The following is a 13,564-nucleotide window of genomic DNA, read 5'->3' as shown; positions in this document are numbered from 1 at the left end:
GCGAGTACACCCGGTGCCGTCAATAGCATCGCCCCTGATTGTGGTATGTTTCACAGAGTGAACAGTCGTACGCCTAGCTCACGTACGCGCAGATCAAGTCGGTCGCGTTCGAGGGACACGCCGTCCCGGGAAGAACGCAAGGAGGCCACCCGGCGCGCCATCGTGGCTGCTGCCCTGCGCCTACTTGAGGACCGCAGTTTTTCGCAGCTCAGCTTGCGTGAGGTCACCCGCGAGGCGGGCATCGTGCCCGCTGCGTTCTATCGGCATTTCGAGTCGATGGAAGCGCTGGGCCTGGTTCTTATCGACGAGTCGTTCCGGGCACTGCGTGACATGCTGCGCAGCGCCCGGGCGGGCAGGCTCGATCCCAAGCGCGTCATCGAGTCCTCCGTCGACATCCTCATCGACGGCGTCAACGAACGGCGCGAATACTGGCGGTTCATCGGCCGCGAGCGCTCCAGCGGGGTCACCGTGCTGCGCTACGCCATCCGCACCGAGATCCGGCTGATCACTTCCGAGCTCGCCATCGACCTGGCCCGCTTCCCCGGGCTGACGAGCTGGAGCAGCGAGGACCTCAACATTCTGGCGGCGCTGTTCGTCAACTCGATGATCGTCATCGCTGAGGCCATCGAGGAGGCAGGCGATCAGGCGGCGCTCGACGAGATAAAGCGCGTTGCGGTCAAACAACTCCGGATGATCACCGTCGGCGTCACGGGGTGGCGGAGCAGCTGAGAAATGCCTGAGGAACCGCGAGCGTTCGGAAAATCATGAAGTCCGCAATGTCCTCGGTCGCAGCCGGTGTCGTGGCGTTGAGCGCGTTGGGATTCGCGGCCGACGCCGGTGCTGTGCCCAGCGGGGTCGGCTCGGCGGCTGACACCGTCAAAGACCTGCAGGCCGACGGCTACCCGGTGTATGTCGACATAGCCTGCCGGTCAACGTAATAACGTGTGGCTACGCGCACGTAAGGAGCAATGATGGAGAACCGCAGCCAGATCCTGGCGTCTACGGCTGGCGCGGTGGCCCGCTTCAGCGAGGAGTTCCGCCACCGTCCACGATGATCACGCTGCCGGTCATGTAGCTGCCCGCGTCGGAACACAGCATCAACGCGGGACCGACCATCTCGTCGGCTGTAGCCAACCGCTTCATCAACGTGCCGCCGACCATGGCATCGACCATCTCCTGCGGGTTCTGCTGCATCATGTACGTGTCCACGGGTCCCGGCGCAATCGCGTTGACACGAATGCCGTGATGGGCGAACTCCGCGGCCATCGAACGGGTGAAGGACATCATGGCGGCCTTCATCGACGAGTAGATGGACAGCACCGGCGAGAAGTTGAAAGCGCCGACGGACACCACGTTCAGCACCGCGGCGTGCCGGCTGGCCTTCAGGTGCGGCAGCGCCTCCTGGACCAGGAATACGGGGCCGCGCAGGTTCACCTCGTAGGACTTGGCCATCGCGTCGACCGACATCGCGCCCAGCGGCTGCGCCAGCGGATTCGCGGCATTGTTGACCACCACGTCGACGCCGCCGAACTCGTCGACGGTGCGTTGCACGAGCGCGCCGAGGTCCTCGACCTCACCCAGGTGGGTCGGCACGCCGATGGCCTCGCCGCCGAGGTCGCGCAGGTGTGCGGCAGCCTGTTCGCAAGCGTCGGCTTTGCGGCTGGCGACGACGACGCGCGCACCGGCGAGGGCGAATCCCTCGGCGAGGGCGAGGCCGATGCCGCGGGTGCCGCCCGTCACGATCACAGTGCGGCCGGACATGTCGAACAAGCGGTCAAATGCTGTGCGATCCACTAGGTCAGCTAAACACGTCGGCGTGCGCGGCCACGTACTGCTCCACCGTTTGGGCCGCAGAGCCGGTGACCGTCGCGACGTCGTCGGTGCGGCGGTCGTAACGGCCCTCTCGATGCAGCCTGGCCATGGTGGCGATGTGCTGCTGGACATGTGCAGGCAGACCTATCGGGGCCAGGACGTGCTCCGTCCAGTCATCGAGGGGCACATCCTCTGCCGCCACCGGCCGACCTAGAGCGCGCGCGTACTGCTCGGCGATGCCGTCGATATCGAGCACTTCGGGTCCGGTCAGCTCGTAGACGGAGCCGATGCGGCCCGCGGGGTCACGGAGGATGGCCGCGACGACACGGGCGACGTCGGCGGCTGCGATGGGCGATGTCCGGCCGTTGCCGAAGGGTAGGACGAGCGCGCCTCGTTCGCGGATGGAACCGGCGGCGAGCATCGTCAGCAGGGGGTTCTCCATGAACACCGTCGGCCGGACGTGCACGACCGGCACGCCCGCCCAGTTCATGATGTGTTCGGCCAGCCAGTGCAGTCGGTGCTGCTTGGATTCCGCAGTGCTGGTCAGCGTCATCTGCGACACGGTCATCTGCGACATGTTCACGATGACCTCGACGGGGGCCGCTTCCAGTGCGACCGCGCAGACGATGGCGGTCGCCGTCAGGTAGTCGGGCGAGACGCTCATGTTGAAGAACATGCGGTCGACGCCTGCCATCGCGTTCGCGACGTCCTGCGGGTTGGTCAGATCGCCGACGACAACCTCGGCGCCGAGGTCGCGGAGTGCGGCCGCGCGGTCGTCGTCTCGATGCACCATCGCGCGAACGGGTCGGGCGTCATCGAGGAGCAGTTCGACCACGCCGCGGCTGACACTGCCGATGCCTCCGCCCGCACCGGTAATCAGATACACGGCTAGTCGGCCATCGTCCACGTCGTGGCGATCAGATCGCCGCGCTCGAGTGCGTTCGCGCGAAAGTGGTGGATCTGGAGATACTCCGCATTGGTCACCATGTCGATGAACGCCGCGGGCGACGGGTACTCGACGACCAGAATCGCATCCCACCAAGGCTTCTCGGCGTCACCGATGACCTGCGTCGGCGCGCCGCCTGCGTAGCGGACGGTGCCACCGACGCGTCGCAGGTGAGGAGCGACCTCCTGTGCGTAGCGGGCATAGCTTTCGCGACCGCCGTCGGCTGTGAACTTCAGCAGGTTCACCATGACCACGGGTTCGGCTGCGGGTCGCGCTGCAAGCGCGGCCATCTGCTCAGGCGTCGGCTCCAGTGGCGGGCTCATTGGCCGTTCCCTGCGGCGAGCGCAGCGGCCATCATCTCGAACGTGGCGGCCAGCGCACCCTTGCGGGGCTCGACGCGTTCAAAGCGAATCGAATCGCCGCGCCGCACCACGCCCGGCGTCACGACCTCGGCATACGAACCGGCACAAGGCATTCGACCCAGGGGACCCAAATCCTTCATGTTCACACGGGCGACGGTCTTCAGCACATTGGAGTCTTTGGGCAGGCCGGGCTGGGGCAGGGTGGTCATCACGCAGCGCGGTGTCGCCCCGACCATGTGCACGACGGCATGCTCGCCGATGTGCAGGTCACATCCGAGCCAGTCGTCTTCGTTGGCCGGCTCGAGGCTGTCGTCGATCAGAATGTTGGGCCGCATTCGCCGTGGATCCCAGCTGCCTTCGGGATGGGCGGCGGCCATGCGCCGCAACGTGCTGGTGGCCAGTACATGCATGGCGGCCAGGTCCAGCAGCGTGCCGGGCGCGGCCATTGCGACCGGAAACTGCATGTAGCGGTCTCCCTGGCTGTCGGCGGGCTCGACTTGCATTGTCTCAAAGGCGGATTCGCCGAGCCCCTGCAACTGCGGTATCAGCTCGTCCACCGCAATGCCGTCCGGAGCCGTGGAGATCAGGCGAACTTCGCGACGGAGCAGATCGGCCACTCGTCGTGTCAGTTCGGCGCCGCTGTCGTCGTCGGTGCACACCACGGTGCCGTCGGGAAAGGTGACCTCGACGGGCGGTGATTCGCCTGCGTCGGCGGGCTGCGTCAGGAACCGCGCACGGCAGTCCAGCAGGGCGCCGAATCGTCGAGGTCGCTTGGCGCTGGCCAACCGGCCGGTCTCGACGTCGACGAATCCATACGCGCGATCGCCGGCCACACCGTTGGGGCCGAGCAGGATCTGATCGACTTCTTCCCCCTGCATCGACTTGACGGGGTATTGCCACAGCCTGCCAACCGATACACCAGTCATTCGTCGATAGTGCGCCCGCTCTCGAACCGACGCAAACATCCGGTGAGCGGATCCGCGAACTCGAGGCTGTGGGCCAGCAGACGCAATGGCGTCGACAAGTCGGCGCGGGCCACGTCGACGACGTTCGGGTACAACGGGTCCCCAGTGATCGGAATGCCTAATGACGCCATGTGCACCCGCAGCTGATGCGTCCGGCCGGTACGCAGCGTCAACCGGTAAAACCCGTCGCCGAGGTGTTCGATGAGCGTCTCGGCGTTCGGCTCGCCCGGCTCTTCGAACGCCTGTAAACGACCGCGCTGCTTGATGATCCGGCTCCGAACCGTCAACGGGAACCGCAGCGAGGGATCGACCGCAGCGCGCGCCAGATACGTCTTGCGCACCTCGCCACGCGCGAACATCGTCTGGTACGCGCCCCGCACCTCGCGGCGCGCCGTGAACAACAGCACGCCGGCCGTCAACCGGTCCAAGCGATGAGCCGGCGACAGTTCCGGCAGATCCAACTCGCGCCGCAGCCGAACCGTCGCCGTCTGTGCGACATGCCCGCCGCGCGGCATCGTCGCCAGGAAGTGCGGTTTGTCGACCACGACGATGTCGTCATCTCGGTACAGCACCGGAATATCGAACGGCACGGGCACCTCGTCGGGCAGATCACGGTACAGGTAAACGTGCGCGCCGGGAGGCAGCACCGTCGCCGCCGTCACCACCGCACCGTCAGCGCAAACCACCTCACCGGCAAGCACTTTGGCCGCCGCCGCTTCGCCGAACCGGCTCGCCAGCTCCACCAGCACCGCGCCCCCGCGCAACCGCACCCGGGCCGGTCCTACCCCGTCGCGCGGTGGCAACGGCGCGGCTTGCTCCCTCAATTGAGCGGTACCGGCTCGAGGATCTCGGCGCGCGCCTCGGGGGCGGCGGCCCGCAGCGCATCGGCGGACTCGTCGTCGGGCTGCTGCTGCGATCGGACCTCGGCGTCCACCCGCGCGATGTAGGTGTTCACCTCTCGGTCCACGTCCTCGGGGCTCCAGCCCAGCACGGGCGCGACGACCTCGGCGACCTCGCGGGCGCAGTCGACGCCCCGGTTCGGATATTCGATCGAGATCCGCATGCGCCGGGCCAGGATGTCCTCGAGATGCAGCGCGCCCTCGGCCGCGGCGGCGTACCAGGCTTCGACCTTCAAATACACCGGCGCCTCGGTGATCGGCTTCAGCAGCTCCGGCCGGCCCTCGGCCATCGCCAGCACCTCGCCGATCAAGGCGCCGTAGCGGTCCAAAAGGTGGCGCACGCGATAGGGATGCAGGCCGTACATCGCCCCGACATGCTCGGTCTGGTTGATCAACGCGAAGTAACCGTCGGCGCCCATCAGCGGCACCTTCTCGGTGATCGACGGAGCCACCCGCGTCGGGACGTACTCGGCGGCAGCGTCGATGGCGTCCTCCCCCATCACGCGGTACGTGGTGTACTTCCCGCCTGCGATGGCCACCAGCCCTGGCGCGGGCACCGCGACGGCGTGCTCACGCGACAGCTTCGACGTCTCCTCGCTCTCCCCCGCCAGCAGCGGCCGCAGCCCGGCGTACACGCCGTCGATGTCGTCGTGGGTGAGCGGCGTGGCCAGCACCGTGTTGACGTGCTCGAGGATGTAGTCGATGTCCGCCTTGGTCGCGGCGGGGTGAGCAAGGTCGAGGTTCCAGTCGGTGTCGGTGGTGCCGATGATCCAGTGCGTGCCCCACGGAATGACGAACAGCACGGACTTCTCGGTGCGCAGAATGATCGCCACCTCGCTGACGATGCGGTCGCGCGGCACGACTATATGCACACCCTTCGACGCCCGGACCCGAAACCGGCCACGCTGCTTGGATAGCGCCTGGATCTCGTCGGTCCACACACCCGTGGCGTTGACGACCACATGGCCGTGCACCTCAGCGACGGCGCCGTTCTCGGAGTCGCGGACCTTGACGCCGGTGACCCGGTCGCCTTCGCGCAACAGGGCGACGACCTGCGTCGACGTCCGCACCACCGCGCCGTAGTGCGCCGCGGTGCGCGCCACCGTCATGGTGTGCCGCGCGTCGTCGACGACGGTGTCGTAATAGCGGATACCGCCGATCAGCGAGCTGCGTTTCAGACCCGGAGCCAGCCGCAGCGCGCCTCCCTTCAGCAGATGCTTCTGCGGGGGAAGGGATTTCGCGCCGCCAAGTTGGTCGTACAGGAAGATGCCCGCGGCAACATACGGCCGCTCCCACCACCGGTGCGTCAGCGGGAACAGGAACGGCAGCGGCTTGACCAGATGCGGCGCCAGCGTCGTCAATGACAGCTCGCGCTCGTGCAGGGCCTCACGCACGAGTCCGAACTCGAGCTGTTCGAGGTAGCGCAGGCCGCCGTGGAACATCTTGCTGCTGCGACTCGACGTGCCCGACGCGAAGTCGCGCGCTTCGACGAGTGCGACCTTCAGCCCGCGGGTCGCGGCGTCGAGCGCGGCACCCGCGCCGACCACGCCGCCGCCGATGACGACGACGTCGAACTGCTCGCCGGCCAGTCGTTCCCACGCCGTTGCGCGCTGGTCAGGGCTCAAAAGGGTCTGCCCGCTGCCCGGACCGGCGATCGGGTCGCTCACGCGAGAGGCTCCTAAGTTACTTGTCAGTACAAGGCCAGGCTACTTGCTTTGTTTTGCTCCTCGCGTGCGCAGCGTTTGTTCCGCTCCTCGCGTGCGCGGCATCAGTCGAGGTCGTCATGCGCCATCAGCCTCCGGGCCGCCTCGACGATCGACCCCGACAGCGACGGGTACACCGAGAGCGTCTGGGCGAGGTCGGTCACGGTGAGGTTGTTCTGCACCGCGAGCGCGATCGGCAGGATCAACTCCGACGCGATCGGGGCCACCACGACGCCGCCGATCACCACCCCGGTGGCGGGCCTGCAGAAGATCTTGACGAAGCCGCGTCGCAGCAGCGACATCTTGGCCCTGGCGTTCGTCGTCAGCTGCAACATCAACGTTCGCGCGGGCACCGTGCCGTCGTCGATCTTGGTCTGCGGAACGCCGACTGCGGCGATCTCGGGCCGGGTGAACACGGCGGCGGCGACGGTGCGCAGGCGGATCGGGGACACCCCCTCACCGAGGGCGTGATACATCGCGATGCGGCCCTGCATCGCGGCGACGGACGCCAGCGGTAGCAGACCGGTGCAGTCGCCCGCCGCATAGATGCCGGACGCCGAGCTTCGCGAAACCCGGTCCACGGGAAGGTAATTGCCACGGCCGAGTTCGATACCGACCTTCTCCAGCCCGAGCCCGGACGTGTTGGGCACCGAGCCGACCGTCATCAACGCGTGGCTGCCTTCGACCGTGCGGCCGTCGGCGATCTTCACCACCACACCGTCGTCGTGGCGGGTCACCGATTCGGCTCGGGCGTTCTTGATCAGCGACACGCCGCGTTCGTTGAACGCGTCCTCGAGCACGGCGGCAGCATCGGAGTCCTCGTGCGGCAGGATCTGGTCGCGGCTGGCCACCACGGTGACCTTGACGCCCAGTTCGGTGTAGGCGTTGCAGAACTCCGCGCCGGTGACGCCGGAGCCGACGATCACCATATGCTCGGGCAACTCGTTGAGGTCGTAGAGTTGGCGCCAGTTCAGGATGCGCTGGCCGTCGGGCACGGCCTGTGGCAGCACTCGCGGACTGGCTCCGGTGGCGATCAGCACGACGTCGGCCTTCAACACGCCGACCTTGCCGTCGGATGTGGTGACTTTCACACGGTGATGCGCCATGCCCGGCACGCTGTCGACCAGTTCGGCACGGCCGGCGACCACATTGACGCCCGCGTTCAGCAACTGGCTGCCGATGTCCGCGGACTGCGACCTGGCCAGCGTCTTCACCCGGCTGTGGATCTGCGCAAGTGAGATTTTCGCGTCCTCGATCGCGATGTCGAAGCCGAGGCCGTCAGCGCGGCGCAACTCGGTGCGCACACCCGTCGACGCGATCAGGGTTTTCGACGGCACGCAGTCCCACAGCACGCAGGCCCCGCCGATGCCGTCGCTTTCGACGACGGTGACCTCGACGACGTCGCGACCGCGGGCCGCGGCGACGAGCGCGGCCTCATAGCCGGCGGGACCACCGCCGATGATCACGATGCGGGTAGCCACCGCCTTAACCTAGCTAAGCGTGCCGTTGATCGCCCAGCTACGGAACGAAGCCTTAGGCTTCTCCCCGTGCCGATCTACGCCGCTTACGGGTCCAACATGCATCCGGACCAGATGCAGCAGCGGGCGCCGCACTCGCCGATGGCGGGGACGGGATGGCTGCACGGCTGGCGGCTCACCTTCGGTGGTGAGGACCTCGGCTGGGAGGGCGCGCTGGCCACGCTCGTCGAGGATCCGCTGTCGAAGGTGTTCGTCGTTCTCTACGACATGACTGAGTCCGACGAGCAGAACCTCGACCAATGGGAAGGCAGCGAGTTGGGGGTGCACAAGAAGATCCGGTGCCGGGTGGAGCGGCTGTCGTCGGACACCACCACGGATCCGGTGCTGGCCTGGCTGTATGTGGTCGACGCGTGGGAGGGCGGCCTACCGTCGGCGCGGTATATCGGTGTGATGGCCGACGCGGCCGAGATCGCCGGTGCGCCAGCGGAATACGTCCGCGATCTGCGCAACCGCCCGGCAAGCAACATCGGCCCCGGCACGGTAGAGGCATAGCGCCCCCTCGGCCCCCGTCGGCCCCGCGAGCGTGCGTGTTTGTGCACGACACGCCGCCAATTTTTGGTAGTCCAGGCACGCTCAGGCGGCGCGAGCGCGATGTAGTTGCGCGTCGATGCGGCCGACGAATTCCCAAGGTCGATAGCGCACATCCTCGAAGACAATCGCGATAACCACCCACCCGATGTCCATCAACGCTGCCTGGCGTCGACGATCACGGCGCAGCGCATCGGGCCCGCTATGCCAGTCCAGGCCGTCGTACTCCACCGCAACGCGCTCGTGGGGCCACGCGAAGTCCAAGCGCCTGAGCTCGCCATTTCCGTCGACGAGTTCGTATTGCAGGTGCGGTACCGGCAGTCCGCCGTCGATCATGGCCAACCGCGCCTCACTCTCCATCGGGGACTCGGCCCGTTCGTCGGCCAGCGGCAATAGGTTACGAACAGCGACGATGCCCCGACGGCCCGCCTGTTCGAGCGCGGCCCGCCACAAATCTCCGCGGCTGCACGTCCCGCTGCGCAGGGACGCGTCCAGCGTCGCGAGCGCTCGCGGACGCCGCAGACTGCGTGCGACCTCGACGGCTGTCCACGCCGGTGACGTGATACGGCGTCCGTCGACGGTTACCAGCGGCGCGCCATCGCGGCGATGGACAACCAACCCGTCACACGGTCGCAACTGGCGACCCGGCGGATTGAGCACGTGCAGGTCGTCGGGTTCTTCGGTGTCGAAGCCATGCAGCGCGGCCGCCGTGCCCAGGCATACGGGCACCTTCGTGCCGCACGACAAATCCAGACCTCGCAGCCGCAAGTGATCGTCGGCTTCCCCCCGGCAGTAAATCCCATACCAAAGCTTGTCCAGCGCACCTGTTTTCAACTCGTTTTCAAATGCGCGCCGGGAAACCACGGCCAGTATCTGACCGCTGGTCGCGACTCCGGCCTGTTCGTTTAACAACCGTTCCAGCTCTGCGTTCATCACGCGATCGTCTGCAGTAAGCCGGGGTTGCGGTAGAGCACCGCGGCTCAGCTGTGGATCGACGGCGAACTGTGCACAATCGCCGCGCCGCGAGCGTGCACAGTTGCACGTCGCACCTCGGCGTGTCGTGTGCAAACACGCACGCCCGCGGTGCAAAAGGTGCAGAAGGGACTAGAAGTCGGCGGCCTGTTCGACGATGTTCACCAGTGCGCGAACGCCCACCGCGAGCGCCCGCTCGTCGATGTCGAACGTCGGCTGGTGCAGGTCGAGCTGCGGGCCGCGGCCCGACCAGACACCCAACCGCGCCATCGCACCGGGCACTTCCTCGAGATACCACGAGAAGTCCTCGCCGCCGCCGGACTGACGGGTGTCGGCCAGCACGTCGGGCCCGATGGTCTCGATCGCATGCGTCAGAATCCGCGTCGAGATCTCCTCGTTGACCACGGGCGGCACACCGCGCTTGTAGTGCAGCGTGTGCTCGATGCCCAGCGGCGCCAACAGCGCGGTGATGGTCTGGTCGACAATCGCTTCCAACGTCAGCCAGGTGTCGCGATTGGCGGTACGGACCGTCCCGGCGAGGATGCCGGTCTGCGGAATGGCGTTGGCCGCAACCCCGGCGTTGACGGCTCCCCACACCATCACCGTGCTGGTGCGCGGGTCGATGCGACGCGACAGCACGCCGGGCAGTCCGGTGATCAGCGTGCCGAGCCCGTAGACCAGGTCGCCGGTCAGATGTGGGCGCGAGGTGTGGCCGCCCTGGCTGTGCAGTGTGACCTCGATGTGGTCGGCCGCGGACGTGATGGGGCCTTGACGCACCGCAACCCGTCCGACGGCAAGCCGCGGATCGCAGTGCAACGCGAAGATCCGTGACACCCCGTTGATCGCACCCGCCGCGATGGCGTCGATCGCGCCGCCGGGCATCAGCTCCTCGGCCGCCTGGAAGATCAGCCGGACGCCGACCGGCAGCTCGGGCACCGAGTTCAGCGCGAGCGCCGCACCGAGCAGCACCGCGGTGTGCGCGTCGTGACCGCAGGCGTGTGACACGTTGGGCACCACCGACGCGTACGGCATTCCGGTCCGGTCGGCCATCGGCAACGCGTCCATATCGGCCCGCAACGCGATGCGCGGACCGTGGTCGGGGCCGAAGTCGCAGACCAGGCCGGTGCCGCCGGGCAGCACCTTGGGATTCAGCCCCGCATCGGCCAGCTGAGAGGCGACGAACTGGGTGGTGGCGAACTCCTGCCGGCCGAGTTCGGGGTGCGTGTGGATGTGTCGGCGCCAGGCCACCACGTCGTCGTAGTGCTCGGCCAGCCAGCTATCGGCGGCGCCGGCGAGCGTCATGACGCCACCCGCCTGGCCTGCGACTCGCGCACCCGGTCCCGTTCGCTCGGCGTTTCGGCAAGGGCGACGACCGTCCGCGCCAGCATGATGGCTCCCTCGACGACGGCCTTGTCGCCACTCGCACTCGCCGCGGCCGTCGCGAAACCGGGCTGATGCACCGATGCGCCTTCTGCGTCGACGCCGACGACGGGGTGGATGCCCGGCATCAGCTGCGTGACGTTGCCCATGTCGGTGCTTCCCAGCGGCAGGGCCGCCTCGATCTCCTCGCCTACGGGGGCGCGGCCCAGTCGAATCATCTCGTCGCGGAAGACTCCGGCCAGCCACTTGTCCGGTGCCAGTTCGTCATACGGCGGCTCGGTCTCCTCGACCTCGTAGTCGCAGCCCGTCGCGATGGCACCGGCCAGGAAACAGTCGGCCATCTTGTCCTCGAGGTGACGCAGTGACGGAGCGTCGGTCGCGCGCATCGTGTAGCACAGGGCAGTGCGGGCGGGGATGACGTTGGTGGCCTGACCGCCGTCGGTGACGATGCCGTGCGCCATCTGACCCGGCACGAACTGCTGCCGCAGCAGCCCAATGGCCGTCTGCGCCACGGTGATCGCGTCGGCCGCGTTGACACCCAGATACGGTGCGACGGCCGCGTGCGCCTCGCGGCCACGGTAGGTGACTTCGACCTGAGACAACGCCAGCGAGCGCGCCCGCGCGATGTCGATCGGGCCGGGATGCAGCATTACCGTCGCGGCGATGTCATCGAACGTTCCGGCGTTGAGCAGCAACACTTTTCCGCCGCCGGCCTCCTCGGCGGGCGTACCCAGCAGCACGACCGTCAGGCCGAGTTCGTCGGCCACGTCGGCCAGTGCGAGCGCGGTGCCGACCGCCGAGGCCGCGATGATGTTGTGGCCGCAGGCGTGGCCGAGACCGGGCAGCGCGTCGTATTCGGCGCAGATGCCGATGATCAATGCACCGCTGCCGAACTCGGCACGGAAGGCGGTGTCCAACCCGCCGGGGGCAGCGGTGATATCGAAACCGCGTTCGGCGACCAACGCCTGCGTCTTGGCGCAACTCTTGTACTCAGCGAACGCCAGCTCCGGCTCGGAATGGATCGAGTGCGAGAGCTCGATCAGGTCACCACGGCGCCGGTTGACCGCGTCTTCGACGCTGACGGCGGCGGTGGTGGTGGGCATCCTCGCAGTATCTCACTGACGGCTAAGCTGCCGAACTGTGACCGATCCGGAGGCGGTAGCGCAGCAGGCCGCAGCCGCAATCCGCGAACGCACCGGTGTCGACACCCATGACGTCGCGGTGATCCTCGGCTCCGGATGGGCGCCTGCGGCCGCCGAGTTGGGTGAGCCGACGGCGGTGCTCCCCGTTGCCGAACTGCCCGGCTTCACTCCCCCGACCGCGGAGGGACACGGCGGCGACGTCATCTCGGTGCGAACGGGCGACCACCGGGTGCTGGTGTTCGTCGGCAGGATCCACGCCTACGAAGGTCACGGCCTGCGCCATGTCGTGCACCCGGTGCGCGCCGCGTGTGCGGCCGGTGTGCGAACACTGGTGCTGACCAACGCCGCGGGCGGCCTGCGAGCGGACTTCGCGGTCGGCCAGCCCGTGCTGATCAGCGACCACTTGAATCTGACCGCGAGGTCGCCGTTGGTGGGGGCGCAGTTCGTCGACTTGGTCGACGCTTATTCGCCGCGGTTGCGGGCGCTCGCCCGCGAGGTGGATCCGGATCTGGCCGAGGGCGTCTACGCCTGTCTGCCGGGACCGCACTACGAAACCCCCGCCGAGATCACCATGTTGCGCACGCTCGGGGCCGATCTGGTCGGCATGTCGACGGTGCACGAGACGATCGCCGCGCGGGCGGCGGGCGCCGAGGTGCTCGCGGTCTCTCTGGTGACCAATGCGGCGGCGGGCATGACGGGAGAGCCGCTGAACCATGAAGAGGTCCTGGCCGCGGGCCGTCAGTCGGCGACCCGGACGGGTTCCCTGCTGGCCTCGGTGATCTCGCGGCTCTGACCGCGGGACCGATTGCTGAGCCACATCACGGCGCGGCCCAGGAAGGGCGCCATGAACAGCATCAGCAGGATTCGCACCAGCTGTGCCGCGATGACGAAGGTGACGTTCGAGCCGGTCTCCACCGCCGTGGCCAGCACGGCGTACACCCCGCCGGGGCTGGTGGCGAGGTATCCCTCGAGCGGAGTCAGGCCGGCGATGTCGGCGAGCACCACGCCCAGGCCGGCCGTGCCAACACCGATCACCACGATGAGTCCGATCGCCGCAGGCAGCAGTCGCCCGACCGCGCGAAGCGAGTCGCGGGTGAACGCGACACCTGCCTGCCACCCGATCAACATGTAGCCCACCTGCACCAACACACTGGGCACGGATAAACCGAAGGACAGCCCGCTGAGCTGAAGCGCAACGGTCAGCGCCATCGGGCCGAGCAGCCCGGAGCCGGGAAGCTTCACCAGCCGCCCACCCGCGGCGCCGACCACAATCAGAACTGCCATCACAGCCACACTGAGATACCAAGGGGCCGAATC

15 protein-coding genes are annotated in these 13,564 nt (G+C 67.6%); 4 read left to right on the top strand and 11 right to left on the bottom strand.

All coding sequences use genetic code 11. The annotated features are described in order from the left end of the window. Positions 1-57: 57 nt before the first annotated feature. Both QOC76_RS01025 and QOC76_RS01020 read left to right on the top strand, forming a co-directional pair. The gene (locus QOC76_RS01025) at positions 58-729 is read left to right on the top strand and encodes a TetR/AcrR family transcriptional regulator (protein WP_526353245.1); all 672 of its coding nucleotides are present in this window, start codon (positions 58-60) and stop codon (positions 727-729) included. 35 nt (positions 730-764) lie between these two features. Then, entirely contained in the window at positions 765-938 is a 174-nt protein-coding gene (locus QOC76_RS01020; protein WP_526353243.1) for a hypothetical protein, read from the top strand. An 85-nt stretch (positions 939-1,023) separates the two neighbouring features. On the opposite strand, the gene QOC76_RS01015 is transcribed toward QOC76_RS01020, so the two are convergent. The 7 genes from QOC76_RS01015 to QOC76_RS00985 form a co-directional block, all read right to left on the bottom strand. Beyond that, a complete protein-coding gene (locus tag QOC76_RS01015) occupies positions 1,024-1,794 on the bottom strand; it encodes an SDR family NAD(P)-dependent oxidoreductase (protein ID WP_526353241.1) in 771 nt (256 codons plus the stop codon). A gap of 4 nt (positions 1,795-1,798) precedes the next feature. Continuing rightward, positions 1,799-2,698, bottom strand: a complete 900-nt coding sequence (locus QOC76_RS01010; protein ID WP_526353239.1) for an NmrA family NAD(P)-binding protein — start codon at positions 2,696-2,698, stop codon at positions 1,799-1,801. A gap of 2 nt (positions 2,699-2,700) precedes the next feature. Then, complete coding sequence (locus tag QOC76_RS01005; RefSeq protein WP_526353237.1) at positions 2,701-3,081, bottom strand: DUF1330 domain-containing protein; 381 nt, start codon at positions 3,079-3,081, stop codon at positions 2,701-2,703. Beyond that, positions 3,078-4,046 (bottom strand): MOSC domain-containing protein, encoded by a 969-nt coding sequence (locus tag QOC76_RS01000; RefSeq protein WP_526353235.1) that lies wholly within the window; start codon positions 4,044-4,046, stop codon positions 3,078-3,080. The genes QOC76_RS01005 and QOC76_RS01000 overlap by 4 nt, the downstream gene beginning before the upstream one ends. Next, entirely contained in the window at positions 4,043-4,909 is an 867-nt protein-coding gene (locus QOC76_RS00995; protein ID WP_526353233.1) for a pseudouridine synthase, read from the bottom strand. The genes QOC76_RS01000 and QOC76_RS00995 overlap by 4 nt, the downstream gene beginning before the upstream one ends. Next, positions 4,906-6,651, bottom strand: coding sequence for a glycerol-3-phosphate dehydrogenase/oxidase (locus QOC76_RS00990; protein ID WP_526353231.1), 1,746 nt, complete (start codon positions 6,649-6,651; stop codon positions 4,906-4,908). Before QOC76_RS00990 ends, QOC76_RS00995 begins: the two co-directional genes overlap by 4 nt. A 101-nt stretch (positions 6,652-6,752) precedes the next feature. After that, complete coding sequence (locus tag QOC76_RS00985; protein ID WP_526353229.1) at positions 6,753-8,168, bottom strand: NAD(P)H-quinone dehydrogenase; 1,416 nt, start codon at positions 8,166-8,168, stop codon at positions 6,753-6,755. A gap of 66 nt (positions 8,169-8,234) precedes the next feature. Between QOC76_RS00985 and QOC76_RS00980 the strand changes: the two genes are divergently transcribed. Continuing rightward, positions 8,235-8,717 carry a gamma-glutamylcyclotransferase family protein gene (locus tag QOC76_RS00980; RefSeq protein ID WP_526353227.1) on the top strand — a complete coding sequence of 161 codons (483 nt, stop codon included), beginning with the start codon at positions 8,235-8,237 and terminating at the stop codon, positions 8,715-8,717. A gap of 81 nt (positions 8,718-8,798) precedes the next feature. Here the strand turns inward: QOC76_RS00980 and QOC76_RS00975 are convergent, their stop codons facing one another. The 3 genes from QOC76_RS00975 to QOC76_RS00965 all read right to left on the bottom strand — a co-directional run bounded on the left by QOC76_RS00975 (position 8,799) and on the right by QOC76_RS00965 (position 12,208). Continuing rightward, positions 8,799-9,686, bottom strand: coding sequence for a type IV toxin-antitoxin system AbiEi family antitoxin (locus tag QOC76_RS00975; RefSeq protein ID WP_526353225.1), 888 nt, complete (start codon positions 9,684-9,686; stop codon positions 8,799-8,801). Positions 9,687-9,857: 171 nt separating this feature from the next. Further along, the gene (locus QOC76_RS00970; RefSeq protein ID WP_526353223.1) at positions 9,858-11,027 is read right to left on the bottom strand and encodes an amidohydrolase; all 1,170 of its coding nucleotides are present in this window, start codon (positions 11,025-11,027) and stop codon (positions 9,858-9,860) included. After that, entirely contained in the window at positions 11,024-12,208 is a 1,185-nt protein-coding gene (locus QOC76_RS00965) for a M20 family metallopeptidase (protein ID WP_526353221.1), read from the bottom strand. Before QOC76_RS00965 ends, QOC76_RS00970 begins: the two co-directional genes overlap by 4 nt. A gap of 37 nt (positions 12,209-12,245) precedes the next feature. Here QOC76_RS00965 and QOC76_RS00960 point away from each other — a divergent pair, with 37 nt between their 5' ends. Beyond that, complete coding sequence (locus QOC76_RS00960) at positions 12,246-13,040, top strand: purine-nucleoside phosphorylase (RefSeq protein ID WP_526353219.1); 795 nt, start codon at positions 12,246-12,248, stop codon at positions 13,038-13,040. Here the strand turns inward: QOC76_RS00960 and QOC76_RS00955 are convergent. After that, positions 12,986-13,564: AbrB family protein (locus QOC76_RS00955; RefSeq protein ID WP_526353217.1), on the bottom strand; the 579-nt coding region annotated here is incomplete at its 5' end. The two genes, QOC76_RS00960 and QOC76_RS00955, sit on opposite strands and share 55 nt — an antisense overlap.

This window comes from Mycobacterium sp. (assembly GCF_032159565.1).
Classification (GTDB): domain Bacteria; phylum Actinomycetota; class Actinomycetes; order Mycobacteriales; family Mycobacteriaceae; genus Mycobacterium.
Note: the sequence above shows the minus strand (reverse complement) of the source record. Positions and strands in the feature narration are given on the sequence as shown.

What these genes read in the sequence shown, in the direction of transcription:
- QOC76_RS00975 (WP_526353225.1), bottom strand. Translation starts at nt 9,686, where the DNA reads ATGAACGCAGAGCTGGAACGGTTGTTAAACGAACAGGCCGGAGTCGCG.
- QOC76_RS01005 (WP_526353237.1), bottom strand. Translation starts at nt 3,081, where the DNA reads ATGAGCCCGCCACTGGAGCCGACGCCTGAGCAGATGGCCGCGCTTGCA.
- QOC76_RS01020 (WP_526353243.1), top strand. Translation starts at nt 765, where the DNA reads ATGAAGTCCGCAATGTCCTCGGTCGCAGCCGGTGTCGTGGCGTTGAGC.
- QOC76_RS00965 (WP_526353221.1), bottom strand. Translation starts at nt 12,208, where the DNA reads ATGCCCACCACCACCGCCGCCGTCAGCGTCGAAGACGCGGTCAACCGG.
- QOC76_RS00970 (WP_526353223.1), bottom strand. Translation starts at nt 11,027, where the DNA reads ATGACGCTCGCCGGCGCCGCCGATAGCTGGCTGGCCGAGCACTACGAC.
- QOC76_RS01000 (WP_526353235.1), bottom strand. Translation starts at nt 4,046, where the DNA reads ATGACTGGTGTATCGGTTGGCAGGCTGTGGCAATACCCCGTCAAGTCG.